Source organism: Stenotrophomonas sp. SBJS02 (genome assembly GCF_020428325.2).
Classification (GTDB): Bacteria; Pseudomonadota; Gammaproteobacteria; order Xanthomonadales; family Xanthomonadaceae; genus Stenotrophomonas; species Stenotrophomonas africana.
This window is the reverse complement of record NZ_CP109812.1, coordinates 2,142,366-2,163,528: the sequence shown is the minus strand read 5'-3', so window position 1 is coordinate 2,163,528 and position 21,163 is coordinate 2,142,366. Positions and strand designations below refer to the sequence as shown.

The window sequence follows — 21,163 nt, the reverse complement described above, 5'->3', positions numbered from 1 at the left end:
CGATGCGCATCTCCGAAGTCAGCCGCCTGACCGGCGCCAGTGCCAAGGCCATCCGCCTGTACGAAGCACGCGGCCTGCTTCCGCCGGTGCCGCGCCTGAACCGATATCGCGACTACAGCGAACAGGACGTGGCCTGGGTGCAGCTGATCCGCCAGGCGCTGGGGCTGGGTATCACGCTTGCGTCGATCTCACGCCTGCAGGGCCGCGACGGGCGGCTCGACTGGCCAGCGGTGCTGGCCTTGCTGGAGCAGCAGCGCGGCCGCGTTGCCAGCGAACGGGCACGGCTTGCACAGGTCGAGCGCGATCTGCAGCAGGTCAGCGACGAACTTCAGCGGTGGCTGCACTCCGGCAGCGGCGACTGCGTACTGGAACCCGGCGGCTGCACCACCGGGGTTTGACTCTGCCCCAGGGGCAGACCGCAGTCTCGCGCACTTTCCATTGCCCGAGGTTGCGCGTGTCCCGTTCCATCCTGATCCTGCTCGGCCATCCTGACCGTGACAGCCTGTGCGGCGCCCTCGCCCAGCGCTATGCCACGGCCGCCGAGAACGCCGGCCACCGAGTGCGCCTGATCGCACTGGGAGATCTCGAATTCGATCCGGTTCTGCGCCACGGCTACCGCCAGATCCAGCCGCTGGAGGCCGATCTGCAGGACGCCGCCGAGGCGATTCAAGCCTGCGATCACCTGGTCCTGGTCTATCCCACCTGGTGGGGCGCGATGCCGGCGCTGCTGAAGGGCTTCTTCGATCGCGTGCTGTTGCCGGGATACGCCTTCCGCTACCGGCGCGATTCGGTGTGGTGGGACCGCCTGCTCGCCGGGCGCAGCGCGCGGGTGATCACCACGCTGGACACGCCGCCCTGGTACTACCGCTGGATCTACCGCGACCCGGGCATCACCCAGATCCGCGCCACCATCCTGGAGTTCTGCGGCATCCGCCCGGTGCGGGTCAGCCGCGTGGGCGCGGTGCGCAGCAGCACCCCGGCGCAGCGCAGCAAGTGGCTGGCGCTGGCAGCGGAGCTGGGAGCGCGGGCCGGCTAGATCCAGGCCACGGGCAAGGCGTGCGAACCAAGGTTCGCACCCACTTGGGGCGCTCGTTGCGCGTGTCGCATTTGCCAATTGACCTGAAATCACTGCGCCTCAAGGCTGTGGACCCTTCGTCCGGCCCAGGCAGAACGCATGAAATCCGCGACAGTCTTCAGCAGATGTGCCAGGAAAACAGGCTTTGCCGGAACAACGACCACACGCTACCGGTTGCTGGACGGCGCTTCGCTTGTCGTAAATCACCAGGCCGCCAGTCACGGCAGGGGCTTCTATGTAAATGCCGGGCTCTACTTTGCGGAGCTGCTTGAGCACCCGCTTGAACCGTGCGACCTCGAGAAGGCCTTCAGGTACCGCACCATCATTCCCACCCCCCATGTGGACTGGCGGATCGAAGAGACGCCAGGGCTGCGCCGGGTCTTCACCCAACAGGACCTTCATGACCTGCTCGAAGCTGGCGATCGCAACGCGATGAAGCGCCTGCTGCTCAATGCCCTTGCCGACGTGGCGGGCTTCGCGGCAATCCATGGGAACCGCGCTTCGGTACGGCGGATGCAGCAGGAGGGACGCTTTCGCGCGATCATCCGCAAAGAGGTCTGAACCCCGGGATCGTGCGAATCAAGGTTCGCACCCACCGGACGGCCGCGGTCGAGCATGGCTCGACGCTACTTCTTCGTCGGCCCGCAGCTGTCGCAACCGCCACAGGCGCCACCACCCCCGCTCGCCGGCGGCGCGACCTTCCGCCCCAGCGCCTGCAGCCAGGCAGCGCGGCCCGGCTTAAGCAGCGCCAGCGCCAATACCCCACGCAGCTTGCGCACGGTGCCGGGAAACTGCTTCTTCAGCACCACCCAGACACTGACCAGCACGGCCACCGCGATGATCAGGTACTGGATCAGCAGGCCGGTATCCATCAGCCGCCTCCCAGCGCCTTGGTCACCTGGTAGGTGATCAGCGCCGCCACGTAGGCTGCGGCAAACAGGTAGAACGCAGCAAAGCCCATCTGCTTCCACGAGTTGGTCTCGCGCTTGATGGTGGCCAGCGTCGAGATGCACATCGGGGCGTAGATGTACCAGACCAGCAGCGAAAGAGCCGTCGCCAGCGACCAGCCATCGCTGATCAACGGGGTCAGCGCCTGGCTGGCCGCATCGTCATCGGCGGCCGACAGTGCATACACGGTGGCCAGCGAAGACACCGCCACCTCGCGCGCGGCCAGGCCCGGAATCAACGCGATGCAGATCTGCCAGTTGAAGCCCAGCGGCGCGAAGAACACCGCCATCGCATGGCCGATCTGGCCGGCGTAACTGTAATCAATGGCTGGCATCGTGGCGTCGGCCGGTGCCGCCGGGAACGACAGCAGCACCCACAACAGGATGGTCAGCGCCAGGATGATGCCACCGACGCGCTTGAGGAAGATCATGCCGCGCTCGTACAGCCCCACCGCCAGGTCGCGCACGTGCGGCAACCGGTACGACGGCAGCTCCAGCATCAGCGGATGCTCGCTCTTGTCGCGGCGCCACTTCTTCATGATCCACGACATCGCCAGCGCGCTGAGGATGCCCGCCGCGTACAAGCCGAACAGGACCAGGCCCTGCTGGTTGAACACGCCCCACACCGTCTTCTGCGGGATGAACGCACCGATCAGCAGCGCGTACACCGGCAGGCGTGCGGAACAGGTCATCAGCGGCGCCACCAGGATCGTGGCCAGGCGGTCACGCGGGTCCTGGATGCTGCGCGTGGACATGATGCCCGGCACCGCGCAGGCGAAGCTGGACAGCAGCGGGATGAACGAGCGGCCGGACAGGCCGGCGGCCGCCATCATGCGGTCGAGCAGGAACGCCGCACGCGGCAGATAGCCGGATTCCTCCAGCACCAGAATGAAGAAGAACAGGATCAGGATCTGCGGCAGGAACACCACAACGCCACCGACACCGGCGATGATGCCGTCGGTCAGCAGGCTGGCCAGCGGGCCTTCCGGCAGCACGCTGCCAACGAAGGTGCCCAACCAGGCAAAGCCGGCCTCGATGCCATCCATCAACGGCGTCGCCCAGGCGTACACCGCCTGGAAGATCAGGAACATCACCACCGCCAGGCTGACCAGGCCGAACACCGGATGCAGCAGCCAGCGGTCCAGCGCGTCGTCGATCTTCGCGGTCCGCGCCGGCATGCGCACGGCCACCGACAGGATCTCGCGCACCTTGGCGTGGTAGTCGATGCCACCTTCCGGGCCCGGCACCGGCGCATCCAGGTGCGGCACCATCGCATCGAGGCGTTCGACCAGGGCCTTGGCGCCCTGCTTGCGCACCGCCACGGTTTCCACTACCGGGACGCCCAGCTCGCGCTCCAGCGCGGCCACATCCACCTGGATGCCACGGCGCTGGGCCGCATCAACCATGTTCAGCGCCACCACCATCGGCTTGCCCAGCTCGCGCAGTTCCAGCGCGAAACGCAGGTGCAAGCGCAGGTTGGTGGCGTCGATCACGCACAGCAGCACGTCCGGCGCGGCTTCGCCCGGGTAGAAGCCCCGGCACAGGTCACGGGTGATCGCCTCGTCCAGGCTGGCCGGATGCAGGCTGTAGGCGCCCGGCAGGTCGAGCACCGCGAATTCACGGCCGGACGGCGCACGCAGGCGGCCTTCCTTGCGCTCGACGGTGACGCCGGTGTAGTTGGCAACCTTCTGCCGGCTGCCGGTCAGCTGGTTGAACAATGCGGTCTTGCCGCTGTTGGGGTTACCGACCAGCGCAACGCGCAGCGGGGCGGTAGTGGCAGTAGCAGTCATGCGCGTCGTTCCTGGCTGGCGGCGTCGACCACGATCCGCTTGGCTTCACTGATCCGCAGCGCGAAACGGGTGAACCCGACCTGCACCAGCAGCGGCTCGCCCCCCACCGGACCCTTGGCCACCAGGCGTACTTCCTCGCCCTTCACGAAGCCCAGCTCGCGCAGGCGACGGGCAATGGCATCGTTGGCATGCAGGTCCTGCACGGACTCGACCACGGCCGAGGTGTGCAGCGGCAGTTCGGACAGCGTCATCTAGCGTGTTCTCTGCTGGATGTAAATGGTTCTCGATTCTAACATTCCCGCGTCGCGTCATGGCCCATGACCAATGGCCCGCTATGATCCATACAGGTATGGAGTGACCCTGGAATCCCATGAACGATGCTTTGCAGATCGAGCGCAGCGGCGCCGTCCTCACCCTCTGGCTGAACCGGCCGGAGCTGCACAACGCCTTTGACGCCGGGCTGATCGCCCGGCTGACCGCCGCACTGGAGGCCGCCGGCCACGATGATTCGGTGCGCGCGGTGGTAGTGGCCGGCCACGGCGCCTCCTTCTCGGCCGGCGCCGACATGCAGTGGATGCGCGGCATGGCTGCGGCCAGCGAGGCCGACAACCGCGAGGACTCACTGGCGCTGGCGCGGCTGATGCGCACCCTGGACGAGCTGCCCAAGCCGACCCTGGCCCGGGTCCACGGTGCGGCCTTCGGCGGCGGCGTCGGCCTGGTCGCCTGCTGCGACATCGCCATCGCCAGCACCTCGGCCCGCTTCGGCCTGACCGAAAGCCGCCTCGGCCTGCTGCCGGCGGTGATCTCGCCCTATGTGATCGAGGCCATCGGCCCGCGCCAGGCCCGCCGCTGGTTCGCCACCGGCGAGCATTTCGACGCCGACACCGCGCTGCGCATCGGCCTGGTCCACCAGCTGGTCGAGCCCGAACGCCTGGACGAGGCACTGCAACGCCAGCTGGCCCTGCTCGACAAGGCCGGCCCGATCGCCTCGTCCAGCGCCAAGCAACTGGTGCGGCAGGTCCGCGACAGCCATGACCGCGACACGCTGGATCGCGATAATGCCGCCCTGATCGCGCGCCTGCGGGTGTCCGCCGAGGGCCAGGAAGGCCTCGGCGCCTTCCTTGACAAGCGCGCCCCCCATTGGGTCACGGAAGCCTGAACATGCTCGATCATCTTGGTTTGACCAGCGCCGACCTGGCGCGCAGCAAGACCTTCTTTCTGCAGGCGCTGGCGCCGCTGCAGATCGGCGTGGTGATGGAAGTGACCGCCGAACAGACCGGCGCCCACGACCACATCGGCTTCGGCAGCGATGGCAAGCCATTCTTCTGGCTCGGCAATGGCGGCACCGCCAGCCACGGCGTGCACGTGGCCTTCGCCTGCACCAGCCGCGACCAGGTGGACGCCTTCCATGCCGCCGCCCTCGCCGCCGGCGGCCGCGACAACGGCGCGCCGGGCCTGCGCCCGTGGTACCACCCCGACTACTACGCCGCCTTCGTGCTCGATCCGGACGGCAACAACATCGAGGCGGTCTGCCACCACCCCGCCGCCGGGGTGGCCGCATGAGCGACTACGTCCGCATCGTCGAGGTCGGCCCGCGTGACGGCCTGCAGAACGAAAAGCAGTCGGTCTCCACCGCCGACAAGGTCGAACTGATCAACCGCCTGTCGGCTACCGGCCTGCGCAGCATCGAAGCGACCAGTTTCGTCAGCCCGAAGTGGATCCCGCAGCTGGCCGACGCCGCCGAGGTCTATGCCGGCATCCAGCGCCGGCCCGGCATCCATTACCCGGTACTGGTGCCGAACGAACAGGGCTACGACCGCGCCCGTGCGGTGGGCGTGGAGGAAGTAGCGGTGTTCACCGCCGCGTCCGAGGCGTTCAACCGCACCAACACCAATGCCGGCATCGACGAGTCGCTGGCCCGCTTTGAACCGATCCTGCGCCGCGCCGCCGCCGATGGCGTGCGCGTGCGCGGCTACGTCTCGACCGTGCTCGGCTGCCCCTACCAGGGCGAAGTGCCGCTGGCCGACGTGGTGCGTGTTGCACGCGCCCTGCACCAGATGGGCTGTTACGAAATCTCGCTGGGCGACACCATCGGTGTCGGCACCCCGCGCAAGGCACGCGCGATGCTGCAGGCGGTGGCGGCCGAGATTCCGATGGCGGCGTTGGCCGTGCACTTCCACGACACTTACGGCCAGGCCATCGCCAACATCGCCACCTGCCTGGAGGAAGGCGTGCGCGTGGTCGACAGCGCCGTCTCCGGCGCCGGTGGCTGCCCGTATGCCAAGGGCGCCAGCGGCAATGTGGCCAGCGAAGACGTGGTCTACCTGCTGCAGGGCCTGGGGCTGGACAGCGGCGTGGACCTGCTGGCACTGGCCGAGACCGGCCGTTGGCTGGCCGGCCTGCTCGGACGCGCCACCGCCAGCCGTACCGGGCAGGCGCTGGCCGCGGCCGGTTGACCACCGCACTGCGCCGCCCCGCAAAGGCGGCGCAGTGCACAACAGCGGCGGTCGCGGCTTCCGTTAGAATCGGCGGTTCTCGAACCTGCAGGACCGTTCAATGCAGCTGTCTTCCGTACGTGCCGTGATCACTGGCGGCGTCTCCGGCCTCGGCCTGGCCGTGGCCCAGCACCTCGTCGCCCAGGGCGGCAAGGTAGCCCTGTTCGACCTCAACGACGACAAGGGCGCAGCCGCCGTTGCCGGGCTGGGTGCCGACAAGGCCCGCTATTTCAACGTCAACGTCAGCGATGAGGCGGCCGTGGCTGCGGCCATCGACCAGGCCCACGATTTCCTCGGCGGCCTGAACGTGGCGATGAACTGCGCCGGCATCCTCGGCGCCGGCCGCGTGCTCGGCAAGGAAGGCCCGATGCCGCTGGCCGGCTTCCAGGGCACGGTGATGGTCAACCTGGTCGGCAGCTTCAACGTCGCCAAGGCTGCGGCCAACCGCATGCAGCACAACGAAGCCGGCACCGACGGCGAGCGCGGCGTGATCATCAACACCGCCAGCATCGCCGCCTATGAAGGCCAGATCGGCCAGGCCGCATATGCCGCCAGCAAGGGCGGCGTGGTGTCGATGACGCTGCCGATGGCACGCGAACTGTCGCGGTTCGGCATCCGCGTCAATACCATCGCTCCGGGCGTGTTCTGGACACCGATGGTCGACGGCATGCCCGAAGCCGTGCAGCAGTCGCTGGCCGCCTCGATTCCGTTCCCGTCGCGCCTGGGCAAGCCGGAAGACTTCGCCAGCCTGGTCGGCTTCATCCTCGGCAACACCTACCTCAACGGCGAGACCATCCGCCTGGACGGCGCTACCCGCCTCGCTCCGAAGTGATTCCCCACGGGCGCCGGGACGGCGCCCTCCCCCAACGACCTAGATCACCATGAAAGCCAACGACATCAAGAAGGGCAACGTCGTCGAGTACAACAACGGCGTGTACCAGATCCGCGACATCGAGCGCAGCTCGCCGCAGGGTCGCGGCGGCAACGTCCGCTTCCGCTTCATCATGTACAGCGTGCCGGGCGGCAACAAGCTCGACGCCAGCTTCGATGCCGACGACAACCTGGTCGAGGTCGAACTGCTGCGCCGCCAGTCCACCTATTCGTACAAGGACGGCGACGCGTTCGTGTTCCTCGATGACGAGGACTACACCCCCTACACCCTGGACGCAGACGTGATCGGCGACGACGCCGGCTACATCACCGACGGCCTGACCGGCATCTACGTGCAGGTGATCGACGAGCAGCCGGTGGCGATCCAGCTGCCGGCCTCGGTGGTGCTGGAAGTGATCGAAACGCCGCCGGAACTGAAGGGTGGCACCGCCACCAAGCGCCCGAAGCCGGCCAAGCTCAACACCGGCATCGAGATCATGGTGCCGGAGTACATCGTCAACGGCGAGCGCGTGCTGGTGAACACCGCGACCGGTGAATTCGCGGGCCGTGCCGACTAAGCGCCTCGCGCTGATCGGCTGGCTGTCCCTGCTTGCGGCGTGTTCGCCGCAGGCAGCGGACAGCGCATCGGATGCAGCGATCGTGTAGAGCCGAGCGTGGGCTCGGCTCTACAGAAGGCTTACGGCTGCTTCGCGCCGAAATTGCCACAACCGTGGTACTGGCGGGTGCCGATGGTCAGATTCACCTTGGCTTCGAATGCCTCGCCGCTCATGTCATCCTGGCAGGTGGTGCGTTGGAAGCTGAGCTTGACGTCGGTGCCATCGGACGCCTTGCCACTCCAACCGTCAGCACCTTCGGTGGGCGTGGCGACGTCGAAGCGACGCTCGCCATAGTCAACTTCCACCTGCAGGCCCGGCGCGTCGCCATCGACAACCGCCAGCCAGCCGGGCTCATTGCCGGTGGCACGGAACGCGGCCTTGCCGGCACTGCCATCGCCTTCGGTGGGTTCGACCGCGTGGCACTCGCGATCGGCCTCGCCCTTCAGGCTCAACAGGCCGTCATCGCTGCCCTTGGTCCAGAAGCTGTTGCCCTGGCCATCGCCATACTTGGCGCCGGATGCCGCGCGTTCGGAAGTCATGGCGAAGGTACGCTCGCCGATCACCACCGTGGCTGCATCCTCGCCATTGAAGGTCGCGCGCACGCTCAGATCACCACACTGGTAGGCGGTCTCGCTGCCACCTTCGGTGCCGGCCCTCGGCGGCGGCGTGGCACGCGGGGCATCATTGCCACCCGCGGCGGGCGGCTGGGCTGGCTGGCACGCGGCGAGCACCAAGCCGAGGGAGGCTGCCAACAGACTGGGAACTACACGCATGGCTCGACTCCTTGTCGACACTACTGAGACCATCGACCCTACCACCTGCCGGTGAGTGGGGCCTGAAAGGGGCCTGACCGCGCTCACGCGGCCAGCACCGCCATCGACAGCAGCTGTGCGCCACCGTCGCCGGAACTGCAGGTCCATACCCGCAGCAGGCGCAGCTTCACCATGCGCTCCTGGCCCTGCTGCAACACTGACAGCCGCACATCGCTGGACAGCAGTGCCAGGCGGCCACACAACAGCGTTTCAACCACGTGCAGCTGCAGGCTTCGTACCTGCAGACCACCAGCCAGCCAATCGCCCAGCCACGGCAGATCGAGCATGCGGCCGCCGTGGCCATCCATCATGAACAAGGCCGGCGATACCAGCGCGGTCAGCGCATCGTGATCATTTTCCAGCAGGGCCGCGCACAGGCGCTGCTCCAGCACCATCAACTGTTGCTCGTGCAGATCTTCAACGATGTTCCGTTCCATCCACGGTTCCTCCCGGCATCGGCCGGCGCCTGCGCAGGCGTTGCGCGATCCACTGCCGCGCGCCCTGCACCACTACATAGAAAACCGGTACGAAGAACACCGCCAGCACGGTCGCACTGACCATGCCGCCGAACACACCGGTTCCAATCGCCTGCTGGGTTTCCTTCGACGCGCCCTGCGCCAGCATCAGTGGCACCACGCCCAGCGCGAACGCCAGCGAGGTCATCACGATCGGCCGCAGGCGCAGCCGCGCGGCCTCCAGCGCCGCTTCAACCAGGCCGCGACCCTGCTGCTGCAGCTGGCGCGCGAACTCGACGATGAGGATCGCGTTCTTCGCCGACAACCCGATCACGGTGATCATGCCGACCTTGAAGAACACATCGTTGGGCATGCCACGCAACAACACCGCCGCAACCGCACCGAGCAGGCCGAGTGGCACCACCAGCATCACCGCCAGCGGGATCGACCAGCTCTCGTACAGCGCCGCCAGCACCAGGAACACCACCAGCATCGACAGCAGCAACAGCCACGGTGCCTGCGCGCCCGATTCGCGTTCCTGCAGCGACTGGCTGGTCCACTGCAGGGCAAACCCAGATGGCAGCTTCCCGGCCAACCGCTCCATCTCCGCCATGGCCTGACCGGTCGACACGCCGGTGGCCGGCGCGCCGGACAGGTTCAGCGCCGGGAAGCCGAGATAACGCTGCAGCTGCAGTGGCGCCTCGGTCCAGTGCGGGGTAACCAGCTCGGACAGCGCCACCATGCCGCCTTCGCTGTTGCGCACGTACAGCTTCAGCACGTCCTCCAGCTCCATACGGTACGGCGCATCTGCCTGCAGGATCACCTGCTGCAACCGGCCCTTGTTGGGGAAGTCGTTGACGTACTGCGAGCCCATCGCCGCTGACAGCGTGCTGCTGATCTGCTCGAAGCCCACGCCCATTGCCTCGGCCTTGGCGCGGTCGATGTCCAGCCGCACGCTGGTGCCTGCCGGCAGGCCATCGGCGTGCACCTCGGACAGCAGCGGGCTGGCCTCGGCCAGCTTCAGCAGCTGCTGCAGGGCCGCGCGCAGTTCGGCCTGGCTCTGCCCGGTACGCGCCTGCAGCGCCAGCGAGAAACCGGAAGAACGGCCCAGGCTGTCGATGGCCGGCGGCATCACGCTCATCACCTCGCCCTCGGCAACCGTGGCCATCGCCTTCTGCGCGGCCTCCACTTCGCCGGCTGCGGTGGCGCCTGCACGCTCGCCCCAGTCCTTCAGCATGGTGTAGGTCAGCGCCGCACTCGGGCCCGAACCGGAGAAGCTGTAGCCGAGGATGGCCTGGTTGGAACCGATGCCCGGGCGCGAGGCCACATGCCGCTCGTACGCTTCCACCACCGCCAGTGTGCGTTCGGCGGTGGCTTCGGCCGGCAGCTGGATCGAGGTCATGAAGTAGCCCTGGTCCTCTTCCGGCAGGAAGGCGCCCGGCAGCCAGTGCAGGCCCAGCAGCAGCGCCGCCACCAGCGCGGCAAACACGCCCATGACCCGCCCGCTCCGCTGCAGCACCGACGCCACACCACGCTGGTAACGCCCGGTCATCCGCTCGAAGCCACGGTTGAAGGCGCCGAACAGCCCGCCACGACCATGATGGCCATGGGTGTTCGGGCGCAGCAGGGTCGCGCACAGCGCCGGGGTGAGGCTCAATGCCAGCAGCGCCGAGAACAGGATCGACACCGCCATCGCCACGGTGAACTGGCGGTAGATCGCGCCCACCGAGCCGCTGGCCAAGGCCATCGGGATGAACACCGCGGTCAGCACCAGGGTGATGCCGATCACTGCGCCGGTCAGCTCACGCATCGCCTTGATGGTCGCCTCCCGCGGTGGCAGCCCTTCTTCGGCCATGATCCGTTCCACGCCTTCGACCACCACGATCGCGTCGTCGACGATGATGCCGATTGCCAGCACCATGCCGAACATGGTCAGCACGTTGATCGAGAAGCCCAGCGCCAGCATCACCGCGAAGGTGCCCAGCAGCGCGATCGGTGCGACCAGCGCCGGAATCAGCGTGTAGCGCCAGTTCTGCAGGAACAGGTACATCACCGCGAACACCAGCAGCATCGCTTCCAGCAGCGTCTGCACCACCTTCTGGATCGAGATCTTCACAAACGGCGCGGTGTCGAACGGAATGCTCGATTCCACACCGCGCGGCAGCAGCGGCGCCAACTCAGCCATGCGCTCACGCACTGCCGACGCGGTACGCACCGCATTCGCGCCCGGGCGCAGCTGCACACCGGCGGCGGTGGCCGGATGGCCATCCTCACGGGTGCCCCAGGCATAGCTCTGCGCGCCCAGCTCGACGCGGGCGACGTCGCCCAGCAGCACCCGCGAACCGTCGACCCCGGCACGCAGCACAATGGCGGCGAACTGTTCCGGCGTGGACAGCTGGCCATCGGCGCTCAACGGCACGGTGATGCGCTGGCCCGGCACACCTGGCGAATCGCCGATGCGCCCTGGTGAGATCTCCAGGTTCTGCTGCTCGATGGCAGCCGCCACGTCACCCATGGTCAGCCCGTAGCCGGTCAACCGGGTCGGGTCCAGCCACACGCGCATCGCCTGCTCGGCACCGAACAGCTGCACGCGGCCGACGCCATCGATGCGGCGCAGCTCCTCGATGATGTTGCGCGCCATGAAGTCGCCTAGTGCGGCCTCGCTGACGCTGGCGTCCGGCGAACGCAGGCCGACCAGCATCAGGAAACCCGAATCAGCGGCCTCCACAAACAGGCCGTTCTGGCGCACGCTGCGCGGCAGGCGCGGCTCGATCGCCTTGATCCGGTTCTGCACGTCCACCTGCGCCAGCTCCGGGTTGGTACCCGGCTTGAAGGTCGCAGTAATCGAGGCTTCGCCGGAGGTGTCCACCGACGACTCGAAGTACAGCAGGTGCTTGACGCTGGACAGCTCGCGCTCGATCAGGCCGACCACCGCGTCATTCAGCGTCTGCGGGCTGGCGCCCGGGTAGCTGGCGTAGATGCTGACGCTGGGCGGCGCGACCGCCGGATAGCGCTCCACCGCCAGCCGCGGGATCGCCAGCACGCCGGCCAGAATGATGAAGATCGCCAGCACCCAGGCGAACACCGGGCGATCGATGAAGAAACGTGCCATGTTGGATTTTCCTGGAGGGACCGGCCCGGGAAAGGCTCAGCCCTTGCTGCCGGCCTGCACTGCACCGGCGCTGGCGACCGGCATCTGCCAGTCGCGCGCATCGACCACCACGCCTTCCTGCAGGCGTTCCTGGCCCTCGACCACCACCTTCTCGCCCACCTTCAGGCCCGTACGCACCAGCCACTGGCGATCAACGCTGCCATCGACCTCCAGCGTGCGGATCACCGCCTTGCCATCGCCACCGATCACCCAGGCATAGGCCTGGCCACCGGCGCTGCGCAGCACGGCCTGCTGCGGCACGGTCAGTGCACTGGCCGGCGCGCCACGCGGCACCTTCGCGCGCACGTACATGCCGGGCAGCAGCTGGCGCTGCGGGTTGTCGACCAGGATGCGCAGGATCACATCACCAGTACGCGCATCGACGTTGATGCCGGAGAACAGCATCTGGCCTCGCTCGGACAACGGCTTGCCGCCCGCACCGATGATCGTCACCGGCAGCTCGCCGCCGCCGGCAGCACTGCGCTGCAGCGACTCCAGCTGCGCGGCCGGCTGGCGCACATCGACGTAGACCTGGTCGATCTGCTGCACCACCGCCATCGGCTCGGCATCGGCCACGCCGACCAGTGCGCCTTCGGTCACCAGCGCCTGGTCGATGCGGCCGGCAATCGGTGCACTGACCGTGGCATAGCGCAGGTCGAGCTGTCGGCGGGCCAGGATCGCGCGCGCCTCGTTCACTGCCGCACGGGCCTGTTCGTACTCGGCACTGGCATCGTCGCGATGCTGCTGGCTGACGGCCTGTGCGGCGGCCAGTGCATGCAGGCGCTGCGACTGCACGCGGCTGCGGCCCAAGGCTGCCTCACTGCGCTGCAGCGCGGCCAGTGCCGAATCAACATCGGCACGGAAGGCCGCCGGATCGATCTGGAACAGGGCCTGGCCGGCACTCACTTCCGCACCCTGGTCAAACAGGCGGCGCTGCACGATGCCTCCCACCTGGGCACGGATCTGTGCGGTGCGCACGGCGGCCACGCGGCCGGGCAGTTCGTCATCGCGCTGCACCACCTGCGGGCCGACGGTGATCACGCTGACGCGTGGCGTGGCTTCGGGGGTGGCCTCGGGGGCGGAGCAGGCCGTCATGGCCAGGGCGAGGGTCGCGATCAGCGCGGCCGGAGTCCTGAAGGTTCTCATTGCTGTGCACAATGCCGCGCAAGCGGCTGATAGGTTCTGAAGCGTGGAGTGTGCGTGGCGATGATGGGGTTTCGATGGAGGAACTGTGGAGATACGATGGAGGCAAGCACCTTAAGGCCCCGCCCCTGCATGCATGCCGCCCCTGCCCTCGCCGCCCTCGTCCTGATCGTCGAGGATGAGGCCGAGATCGCCGATATTCTCACCGCCTATCTGGAACGCGAAGGACTGCGTACGCTGCGCGCCGCCGACGGCCACAGCGCCCTGGACCTGCACCGCAGCGCCCGCCCCGACCTGGTCCTGCTGGATGTGCAGCTGCCCCGCCTGGATGGCTGGAGCGTGCTGACCCAGCTGCGCCAGCGCGGTGAAACACCGGTGATCATGCTGACCGCACTGGACCAGGACCTGGACAAACTGACCGCGCTGCGCATGGGCGCCGACGACTACGTGGTCAAGCCGTTCAATCCAGCGGAGGTGGCAGCACGCGTGCGCGCCGTGCTGCGGCGCACGTTGCGCGCATCACGCGTGGACGCACCGACCGCGCTGCGGGCGGGCCCGCTGCTGATCGACTCGGCTACCCATGCCGTGCATGTGGAGGGCGAAGGCTACAGCCACGAAGTGCTGCTCACGCTCACCGAGTTCAAGCTGCTGCACTGCATGGCGCTGGCGCCGACGCGCATCTTCAGCCGCAGCGAACTGATGCACGAATGCCTGCCGGAAAGCGAAGCGCTGGAACGCACCGTCGACAGCCACGTCAGCAAGCTGCGCCGCAAGCTGGACGAAGTGGGCATGGTCAATGTTCCGGCCAGCGTGCGCGGTGTCGGCTACCGGCTGATGGCCGACCGCTGATGGCCCGCCTGCGCCGCTCCGGGCTCAGCCGCCACATCATCGTCTCGATGTCGCTGATGGTGATCGGCGTCATCGTGATGATGATCCTGTCGTCGTGGCTGCTGTACGCGGTGCTGGTCGAGTTCTTCCCCGGCAGTGCCGAAGAGCCGGAAAGCTGGCTGCCGACCGGGCCGGAGCTGGCGTGGATGGTCGGGGTGATCCTGACCGGCCTGGCCTTGGCCATCGCCGCCTCGTTCCGCCTTGCCCATCGCATCCTGTCGCCCTTGAATTCACTGGTGGACAGCGTGCGCGCACTCGCCGGCGGCGACCTCGGTGCGCGCGCCAGCGTCGAGGAAAACTCACCGGGCGAAGTGGCAACCCTGGTCGAGGATTTCAATGCGATGGCGCGGCGCCTGCAGCACATGGAGAGCGAGCGCGCGATGTGGCATGCGGCCATCGCCCATGAACTGCGTACTCCAGTGACCATCCTGCGCGGGCGCCTGCAGGGGCTGGCCGAGGGCGTGTTCCAGCCGGACGAATCCCAGTTCCGCAGCCTGCTGGCGCAGGTCGAGGGCCTGTCGCGCCTGATCGAGGATCTGCGCGTGCTGAGCCTGTCCGACAACGCGCGGTTGGATGTACGCCGGGCCCGCACCGATGTAGTTGCCGAGGTGCATTCGGTGATGACGTTGGTCGACCCGCAGTTCCGCGCCGCCGGCTTCGTGCTGGAACTGGAGACCAGCCGCGAGGAACACAACGCGCACTGCGACCCGACCCGCCTGCGCCAGGCCCTGCTGGCGCTGCTGGAGAACGCGCGGCGCTATGCCAGCCCCGGCAAGGTGCGGATCGCCGTGCACGACACACCCGGCCACGTACAGGTGTCGATCGAGGACGAAGGTCCGGGCATCGACCCGGAACTGCACGCGGATATCTTCACCCCGTTCATGCGCGCCGATGGTTCGCGTTCGCGCCAGGGCGGTGGCAGCGGGCTCGGCCTGGCGGTGGTCAAGGCCATTGCCGATGCGCACGGCGGTCGCGTCTACTGCATCCCGGGCAGCACCGGCGGCAGCCGCTTCGTCATCGAACTGCCGCGCCAGTAGCCGGGCTGGCTGCCTGCGTGCGCAGGTGTGCACCCAGTGCGGCCAGATTGGCATCGATCGCATCCATTTCGTTGCGCTGCTTCACCGGCAGCTGCTTACGCAGCTGCACGCGCAGCGCCTGCCACGCCGGGACCGCCTGCGCACTGGCCGTGGCCACGGCTTCAGACAACAGCGACCGCTCGTCGGCCAGCGGCAGCCCATAGCCCCCCTCCCGCAGCAGCGTGCCTGGGCGCAACCATTGCCCGCTCTGTTCCAGCAACCCACGCAGGCTGCGCGTTTCAGCGCTGTCCGGTGCGCCCAGCAGCTGCCGCTTGAGCACATCGCGCGCACGCAGCTCGGCGCGCCGCTGCGCGGCCTGTTCCAGCAGCAACAGGCCGGCGCTGGCGCGCAGGTCGCCCTTCAGCAGCCACGGTGCCCGTTGCTCTGCAGGCAGCTTCAACCAGCCGCGCACATCGCGTGCGGGCAATGCCAGCTGGGCTGCGGCCACGCCGAACAACTGCTGGTAGTGGTCGCGTGCCGAGGCGAAGTAATACCCCTGTGCCTGCGCTGCGCTGCGGTCGGCCAGCACCTGCTGGTCGAGCGCGTCCAGCCGCACCAGTCGCCGCTTCAGGCCGCGCGGGCTCAGCTGGGCCAACCCGGCCTCGCCCAGCCGCGGCACCCCCGCCTGCAGCAGCTTTGCGGTTTCCACCGCGCAGTTGTTGCTGACGAAGTAATAGCGCCCGTCATAGCTCCAGTGCACTTGTGCAGTGCGCTCGAGCAGGCTGGCGATCTCGTCGCGTTGCAGCCGCAACGGCAGTGACTGCAACCCGCGCAGTTCTACCTTGGTGTATTCGTCCACCACCTGCTGCAGCGGAAGCACGAACAGGCGTGACGGGTAGCCGCCGGTCAGGCCGCGCCAGTTGGAAATCTGCACGTCGCCGACGAACGCGCGGAACGACAGCACTCGGTGATACTCAAGGTCCAGGCGACAGTCCGGCCCTGGTGCGCGGCCCGGCCGGCAGATCACCAGCCGCAGCATGCTGTGCCCCCAGCGACTCATCGGCTGCGCACTGCCTTCGGCGAACAGGTAGTCCACGGCGTAGACGCGCGCCGGGTCGAGTTGCAGCAGCGATGCTGCGCCTTCTTCCGATTCGGCCTGAAGCAAGGGCAGCGTCGTAGCGCACTGCGGCTGTGGCAGCGACGGCGGTGCTCCGAAATGGGCCTGGTACCACTGCGCCAGCGCCGGGCGCCGGCAGGCAAACTCGCCATCGAGCACGAAATGCTCAGCGTTCACCGCCAGGTACTCGGCCGGGTCCTTCAGCTCATAGGCATCCGGGCTGCGGTCATGGAAGTCATTGCCGCCGCGACCGAGATGCCAGGGCTTGCGCTGCCATCCGGCCAGGTCGCGCCAGCGCGCACTGCGCGACCAGTTCGCCCCCGTACGGTCGGCAACATGGGTCAGTTCGTGCACCAGCGCACTGCGGCGTGCCCGGCGTGCACCGGGCACGTCATCATCCAGAAGATCGCGGCGCAACGTGATGCGACCGGCGAAGGCGCGGCCATGCACATCAGCCGGCAGGTCATCACTCCAGTGCACCTGAACCTGTGCCGGCAACGCGCGCCGCAGGCCCTCAGGAAGCAGTGACTGCACGTCGGCCAGGGTCTGGCTGGCGAGCTGCTGCTGCGCCGGATCGAGACCGGCGGGATCGAGCTGCAGGCGATCAGCCGCGTGGGCGGAAGGGATGAGCAGCCACGCCAATGCGGCGATCCACCCGCACCGCCCGCTGTGCCTCTGTGGAGCCGAGCCATGCTCGGCTGCTGTTGCGATCCGCATGCGCCGGGCATCCAGCCGAGCATGGCTCGGCTCTATAGAAAGCGATGACGCCGAGGTCATGCAGCCCGGATCAACGTGCGAGCAGCGCGCGAGCCAGTTCCAGATCGCTCTGCTGCTGTGCGGCAGCGCTTTGCTCACGCAGGTGGACCAGCGCGGCCTGCAGGCGGGCGCCACGGATCTGGCCGTCGCTGGCAACGAACGCAGCGGCATCGTCGCGTGCAGCCAGCACCACCTTGTCATCACCCGAGCTGCTGCCCGAGGAACCGGAGGAAGCACCCGTGGCCGAACCGGCCGACGTGCCGGCGAAGCTGGAAGCGAAGCCGGCCAGCGGCAGGGACAGCAGGGCGAGCAGCAGAAGCGGACGGGTCATCGGTTCGAAGCCGGTTGTGAGGATCCGTGGAGCGTAACGGGTGCGTGAAGGTTTTGCCCGGCTCAAACGTCGAACAGCTTGCCGGGATTCAGCCGCGCTTGGGGATCGAACGCGCGTTTGACCGACTTCATCAGGGCAATCTCGGCCGGGCCACGGGTGCTGTCCAGGTAGCCCTTCTTGACCAGGCCGATGCCGTGCTCGGCCGAGATGCTGCCGTCGAAGCGCGCCAGCACCTGCGCCAGCAGCTTGGTCACCTGCTCGCACTGCGACACGAAATCGGCGTCGCTGGTGTCATCGGGCTTGAGCACGTTGATGTGCAGGTTGCCGTCGCCGATATGGCCGAACCAGACCACGTCGAAGTGCGGATAGGCCTGCCCGATCAGTGCCTGGGTCTCGGCCAGGAACGCCGGCATCGCGGAGATCCGCACCGAGACGTCGTTCTTGTAGGGCTTGTAGCGCGCCAGCGATTCGGTGATGCCTTCGCGCAGGCGCCACAACTGGGCCGCCTGGGCATCGCTGGCACTGATCACGCCATCGCTGACCCAGCCGTTGCCCATGCAGTCTTCAAAGGCGGCCATCGCCGCCGCTTCCTGCGCTTCGTCGTTGGCGGCGAACTCGGTGACCACGTAATACGGATGCACCTCGTCGAACGGCGCCTGCGCACCGTGCGCCAGCACATGTTCCAGCGCGCGGTCGGTGAAGAACTCGAAGGCCTGCAGCTGCAGGCGCGCGCGGAACGCAGCAAACACCTGCATCAGCACTTCGAAACTGGGCAGTGCCAGCAGCATCACGTTGCTGGCCGGCGGCGGATCGGTCAGCTTCACCGTGGCTTCGACGATCACGCCCAGCGTGCCCTCCGAGCCGATCAGCAGCTGGCGGAAGTCATAGCCGCTGGAATTCTTGATCAGGCCCTTGTTGAGCTCCAGCAGCTCGCCGCTGGCGGTGACCACCTTCAGCCCGGCGATCCATTCGCGGGTATTGCCGTAGCGGATCACACGGATGCCACCGGCATTGGTGGCGATGTTGCCGCCGATCGTGCACGACCCGCGCGCGGCGAAATCCACCGGGTAGATCAGGCCGTGGTCCAGCGCAGCGTTGTGCACGGCTTCCAGCGGCATGCCGGCCTGCACCACCAACGTGCGATCGACCGCATCGTAGGCCAGTGCCTTGTTCATCCGTTCCAGGCTGAGCACCAGCTCGCCGTTGGCAGCCACCGCGCCACCGGAAAGGCCGGTACGGCCGCCGGATGGCACTACGGCCACGCCCTCGCCGGCGCTCCAGCGCATCACCGCCTGCACCTCCTCGACCGTGGCCGGCAGTGCGATCGCCAGCGGCGCCGGCGTCCAGCGCCGGGTCCAGTCGCGCCCGTAATGCTCCAGGTCGGCCGGGTCGGTCTTCAGCTTCAGGCCGGGACAGGCCTGCTGCAGCGAGGCAATGCGGGAATCGGTCATGACGGTCCAGCGCGGTGCGTGAAGAACGGGCAAGCGTGCCAGCGGCACGCGTCAGCGTCCAGCCCCCGCAGCCGTACAGATAGCTACGGATGCAACCAATTGCGCACTGCACCATGGCCGCTGCGATCTGGCATAGTGGTCAGCCCCTGTCCCACTGGCCGTGTCGCCCCATGTCGCCGAAGAAGACCTCGTTCCCGAAGCAGGATATCCGCGTGCTGTTGCTGGAGGGGGTCAGCCAGACCGCCGTGGAGGTGTTCAGCGCCGCCGGCTACAGCCAGATCGAAGCGCACACCAAGGCACTGCCCGAGGACGAACTGAAGGCGCGCATCGCCGAGGCGCACATCGTCGGCATCCGTTCGCGCACCCAGCTCAGCGCCGAGGTGCTGGCCGAGGCCAAGCGCCTGATCGCGGTGGGCTGCTTCTGCATCGGCACCAACCAGGTCGATCTGGACGCGGCCGAGCTGGCCGGCATCCCGGTGTTCAACGCGCCCTATTCCAACACCCGCAGCGTGGCCGAGCTGGTCATCGCCGAAGCGATCATGCTGACCCGTGGCATTCCGCAGAAAAATGCCGAATGCCATCGCGGCGGCTGGTCGAAGTCGGCCAGCGGCAGCCATGAAGTGCGCGGCAAGACCCTGGGCATCATCGGTTACGGCCACATCGGCACCCAGGTCGGCGTGCTGGCCGAATCGCTGGGCATGCAGGTGATCTTCCACGACGTGGAAACCAAGCTGGCGCTGGGCAATGCCCGTGCAGCGGCCAGCCTGGACGACCTGCTGGCGCGGGCCGACATCGTCACCCTGCACGTGCCGGAGACCCCGTCCACGCAGTGGATGATCGGCAGCACCGAGCTGGCGAAGATGCGCAAGGGCGCGCACCTGATCAACGCCGCGCGCGGCACCGTGGTCGACATCGATGCACTGGACGCGGCCCTGGCCAGCGGCCACGTCGGTGGCGCCGCGCTGGACGTGTTCCCGGTCGAACCGAAGGGCAACGGCGATATCTTCGAATCGCCGCTGACCCGCCACGACAACGTGATCCTGACCCCGCACGTGGGCGGCAGCACCCTGGAAGCACAGGACAACATCGGCATCGAAGTGGCGGCCAAGCTGGTGCGCTACAGCGACAACGGCAGCACCCTGTCGGCAGTCAACTTCCCGGAAGTGACCCTGCCCGAACACGCAGACAGCCTGCGCCTGCTGCACATCCACCAGAACGTGCCGGGCGTGCTGTCCAGGGTCAACGAGATCTTCTCGCGCCACAACGTCAACATCGACGGCCAGTTCCTGCGCACCGACCCGAAGGTGGGCTACGTGGTGATCGACATCACCGCCAGCGAGGCCCAGGCCGCCGCCGTGCGCGACGAGCTGGCCGCGATTGCGGGCACGCTGCGCACGCGCATTCTGTATTGACGCGGATCCCGCCATGCACTTGTAGAGCCGAGCCCATGCTCGGCTGCGGTTCCGGCCCGCAGTGAGCCGAGCATCGGCTCGGCTCCACAGGTTGCTAGCGCGCCAACCACCGGCGCGCCATGCGCTGCATCGATTCATCCGATTCCGGATCGGCGGCGACCTCGGCCACCGGCCGCCAGGCCAGGTCAAGTGACTCCTCGCTGAGCACGAAGGCCTCGCCCCCCAGCGCCCGGATCACGAAACGCACGTCGTAGTGCCAGTGCCCCGGCACGTCCTTGCGCTCCGGAATCCAATGCTTGTCCAGATCGAAGATGGCCGGGTCTTCCAGCACCAGGCCGGTCAGGCCAGACTCTTCCTCGGCTTCCTTCAGCGCCACCCGGGCCAGGTCGCGGTCGCCGTCGGCGTGGCCGCCCAGCTGCAGCCAGCGCTGCAGCTTGCGGTGGTGGGTCAGCAGCAGGCGCTGGCCGTCGGCACTGACCAGCCAGCAGCTGGCGGTGAAGTGCCCGGCCAGCCTTTCGCGCCGGAACGGATCCTCCGGATCGTCCAGCAATGTGCCGAATTCGGCAGCCAGTGCGTCGTGGGCGGGCTCGCGGCGGGCGTAGTCCCGCAGCAGGCCGCGCAGGCGATCGTCAAGCACGGCAAGGGTTTCGGCGGTCTGGCTCATGAATGGGCGGCGTTTGAAAAAATACTGCTCATTATCGCCGTTCATTGTTGCGATTGCGCTTGTGCGTTGGCTTCAGCTTTGGCTAAGGTACAGCGGGCCGTTCGCGCGGCCTTCACCATTCCAGGGTTACCGGCAACGTATCGGCGGCCCACCCAATCCGATCACTAGGAAGT

General features: G+C 67.7%; 22 protein-coding genes. 11 read left to right on the top strand and 11 right to left on the bottom strand.

Going from position 1 to position 21,163, the window contains the following annotated elements:
• The first annotated feature begins 2 nt into the window (after positions 1-2).
• From FQS62_RS10205 to FQS62_RS10195, 3 genes are all read left to right on the top strand, one after another.
• Positions 3-398 (top strand): MerR family transcriptional regulator, encoded by a 396-nt coding sequence (locus FQS62_RS10205; protein WP_049447120.1) that lies wholly within the window; start codon positions 3-5, stop codon positions 396-398.
• A gap of 56 nt (positions 399-454) precedes the next feature.
• Positions 455-1,036 (top strand): NAD(P)H-dependent oxidoreductase, encoded by a 582-nt coding sequence (locus FQS62_RS10200; protein WP_049447173.1) that lies wholly within the window; start codon positions 455-457, stop codon positions 1,034-1,036.
• Positions 1,037-1,174: 138 nt separating this feature from the next.
• A complete protein-coding gene (locus FQS62_RS10195; RefSeq protein ID WP_208042912.1) occupies positions 1,175-1,636 on the top strand; it encodes a DUF4304 domain-containing protein in 462 nt (153 codons plus the stop codon).
• Between the two features lie 65 nt (positions 1,637-1,701).
• Here the strand turns inward: FQS62_RS10195 and FQS62_RS10190 are convergent, their stop codons facing one another.
• Genes FQS62_RS10190 through FQS62_RS10180 form a run of 3 tightly spaced genes read right to left on the bottom strand, consistent with a single transcriptional unit; the run spans position 1,702 to position 4,063 of the window.
• On the bottom strand, positions 1,702-1,947 hold the full coding sequence (locus tag FQS62_RS10190) for a DUF6587 family protein (protein ID WP_049447124.1): 246 nt from the start codon (positions 1,945-1,947) through the stop codon (positions 1,702-1,704).
• Positions 1,947-3,812 (bottom strand): ferrous iron transporter B, encoded by a 1,866-nt coding sequence (locus FQS62_RS10185; protein ID WP_049447125.1) that lies wholly within the window; start codon positions 3,810-3,812, stop codon positions 1,947-1,949. Before FQS62_RS10185 ends, FQS62_RS10190 begins: the two co-directional genes overlap by 1 nt.
• Positions 3,809-4,063 (bottom strand): FeoA family protein, encoded by a 255-nt coding sequence (locus FQS62_RS10180; RefSeq protein ID WP_010482534.1) that lies wholly within the window; start codon positions 4,061-4,063, stop codon positions 3,809-3,811. The genes FQS62_RS10185 and FQS62_RS10180 overlap by 4 nt, the downstream gene beginning before the upstream one ends.
• Before the next feature lie 119 nt (positions 4,064-4,182).
• Between FQS62_RS10180 and FQS62_RS10175 the strand changes: the two genes are divergently transcribed.
• The 5 genes from FQS62_RS10175 (at position 4,183) to yeiP (ending at position 7,755) form a co-directional block, all read left to right on the top strand.
• On the top strand, positions 4,183-4,971 hold the full coding sequence (locus FQS62_RS10175) for an enoyl-CoA hydratase/isomerase family protein (protein WP_049447128.1): 789 nt from the start codon (positions 4,183-4,185) through the stop codon (positions 4,969-4,971).
• Positions 4,972-4,973: 2 nt separating this feature from the next.
• Positions 4,974-5,375, top strand: a complete 402-nt coding sequence (locus FQS62_RS10170; RefSeq protein WP_088479916.1) for a VOC family protein — start codon at positions 4,974-4,976, stop codon at positions 5,373-5,375.
• Positions 5,372-6,268 carry a hydroxymethylglutaryl-CoA lyase gene (locus tag FQS62_RS10165; RefSeq protein ID WP_049447131.1) on the top strand — a complete coding sequence of 299 codons (897 nt, stop codon included), beginning with the start codon at positions 5,372-5,374 and terminating at the stop codon, positions 6,266-6,268. Before FQS62_RS10170 ends, FQS62_RS10165 begins: the two co-directional genes overlap by 4 nt.
• Positions 6,269-6,368: 100 nt before the next feature.
• Complete coding sequence (locus FQS62_RS10160) at positions 6,369-7,139, top strand: SDR family oxidoreductase (protein WP_043399005.1); 771 nt, start codon at positions 6,369-6,371, stop codon at positions 7,137-7,139.
• Between the two features lie 49 nt (positions 7,140-7,188).
• Positions 7,189-7,755, top strand: a complete 567-nt coding sequence (gene yeiP / locus FQS62_RS10155; protein ID WP_005409468.1) for an elongation factor P-like protein YeiP — start codon at positions 7,189-7,191, stop codon at positions 7,753-7,755.
• Positions 7,756-7,874: 119 nt separating this feature from the next.
• Here the strand turns inward: yeiP and FQS62_RS10150 are convergent, their stop codons facing one another.
• From FQS62_RS10150 to FQS62_RS10135, 4 genes are all read right to left on the bottom strand, one after another.
• The gene (locus FQS62_RS10150; RefSeq protein WP_107379530.1) at positions 7,875-8,567 is read right to left on the bottom strand and encodes a COG3650 family protein; all 693 of its coding nucleotides are present in this window, start codon (positions 8,565-8,567) and stop codon (positions 7,875-7,877) included.
• Positions 8,568-8,650: 83 nt separating this feature from the next.
• Positions 8,651-9,043 carry a nuclear transport factor 2 family protein gene (locus FQS62_RS10145; protein ID WP_164158826.1) on the bottom strand — a complete coding sequence of 131 codons (393 nt, stop codon included), beginning with the start codon at positions 9,041-9,043 and terminating at the stop codon, positions 8,651-8,653.
• Complete coding sequence (locus tag FQS62_RS10140) at positions 9,024-12,173, bottom strand: multidrug efflux RND transporter permease subunit (RefSeq protein ID WP_208042911.1); 3,150 nt, start codon at positions 12,171-12,173, stop codon at positions 9,024-9,026. Before FQS62_RS10140 ends, FQS62_RS10145 begins: the two co-directional genes overlap by 20 nt.
• 36 nt (positions 12,174-12,209) lie before the next feature.
• Positions 12,210-13,358, bottom strand: coding sequence for an efflux RND transporter periplasmic adaptor subunit (locus tag FQS62_RS10135; RefSeq protein ID WP_208042910.1), 1,149 nt, complete (start codon positions 13,356-13,358; stop codon positions 12,210-12,212).
• Between the two features lie 129 nt (positions 13,359-13,487).
• Between FQS62_RS10135 and FQS62_RS10130 the strand changes: the two genes are divergently transcribed.
• A complete protein-coding gene (locus tag FQS62_RS10130) occupies positions 13,488-14,204 on the top strand; it encodes a response regulator (protein WP_020424480.1) in 717 nt (238 codons plus the stop codon).
• Positions 14,204-15,280, top strand: a complete 1,077-nt coding sequence (locus FQS62_RS10125) for an ATP-binding protein (protein ID WP_049447141.1) — start codon at positions 14,204-14,206, stop codon at positions 15,278-15,280. Before FQS62_RS10130 ends, FQS62_RS10125 begins: the two co-directional genes overlap by 1 nt.
• Here FQS62_RS10125 and FQS62_RS10120 read toward each other — a convergent pair.
• The 3 genes from FQS62_RS10120 to FQS62_RS10110 form a co-directional block, all read right to left on the bottom strand.
• Complete coding sequence (locus FQS62_RS10120) at positions 15,258-17,018, bottom strand: DUF7844 domain-containing protein (protein WP_208042909.1); 1,761 nt, start codon at positions 17,016-17,018, stop codon at positions 15,258-15,260. The two genes, FQS62_RS10125 and FQS62_RS10120, sit on opposite strands and share 23 nt — an antisense overlap.
• A 145-nt stretch (positions 17,019-17,163) precedes the next feature.
• On the bottom strand, positions 17,164-17,463 hold the full coding sequence (locus tag FQS62_RS10115; protein ID WP_049447145.1) for a DUF2388 domain-containing protein: 300 nt from the start codon (positions 17,461-17,463) through the stop codon (positions 17,164-17,166).
• Between the two features lie 62 nt (positions 17,464-17,525).
• Positions 17,526-18,914, bottom strand: coding sequence for a D-2-hydroxyglutarate dehydrogenase (locus FQS62_RS10110; RefSeq protein ID WP_208042908.1), 1,389 nt, complete (start codon positions 18,912-18,914; stop codon positions 17,526-17,528).
• Between the two features lie 170 nt (positions 18,915-19,084).
• Here FQS62_RS10110 and serA point away from each other — a divergent pair, with 170 nt between their 5' ends.
• The gene (serA, locus tag FQS62_RS10105; protein WP_049447148.1) at positions 19,085-20,326 is read left to right on the top strand and encodes a phosphoglycerate dehydrogenase; all 1,242 of its coding nucleotides are present in this window, start codon (positions 19,085-19,087) and stop codon (positions 20,324-20,326) included.
• Positions 20,327-20,420: 94 nt separating this feature from the next.
• On the opposite strand, the gene FQS62_RS10100 is transcribed toward serA, so the two are convergent.
• On the bottom strand, positions 20,421-21,035 hold the full coding sequence (locus tag FQS62_RS10100; protein ID WP_099590151.1) for an NUDIX hydrolase: 615 nt from the start codon (positions 21,033-21,035) through the stop codon (positions 20,421-20,423).
• Between the last annotated feature and the right edge of the window lie 128 nt (positions 21,036-21,163).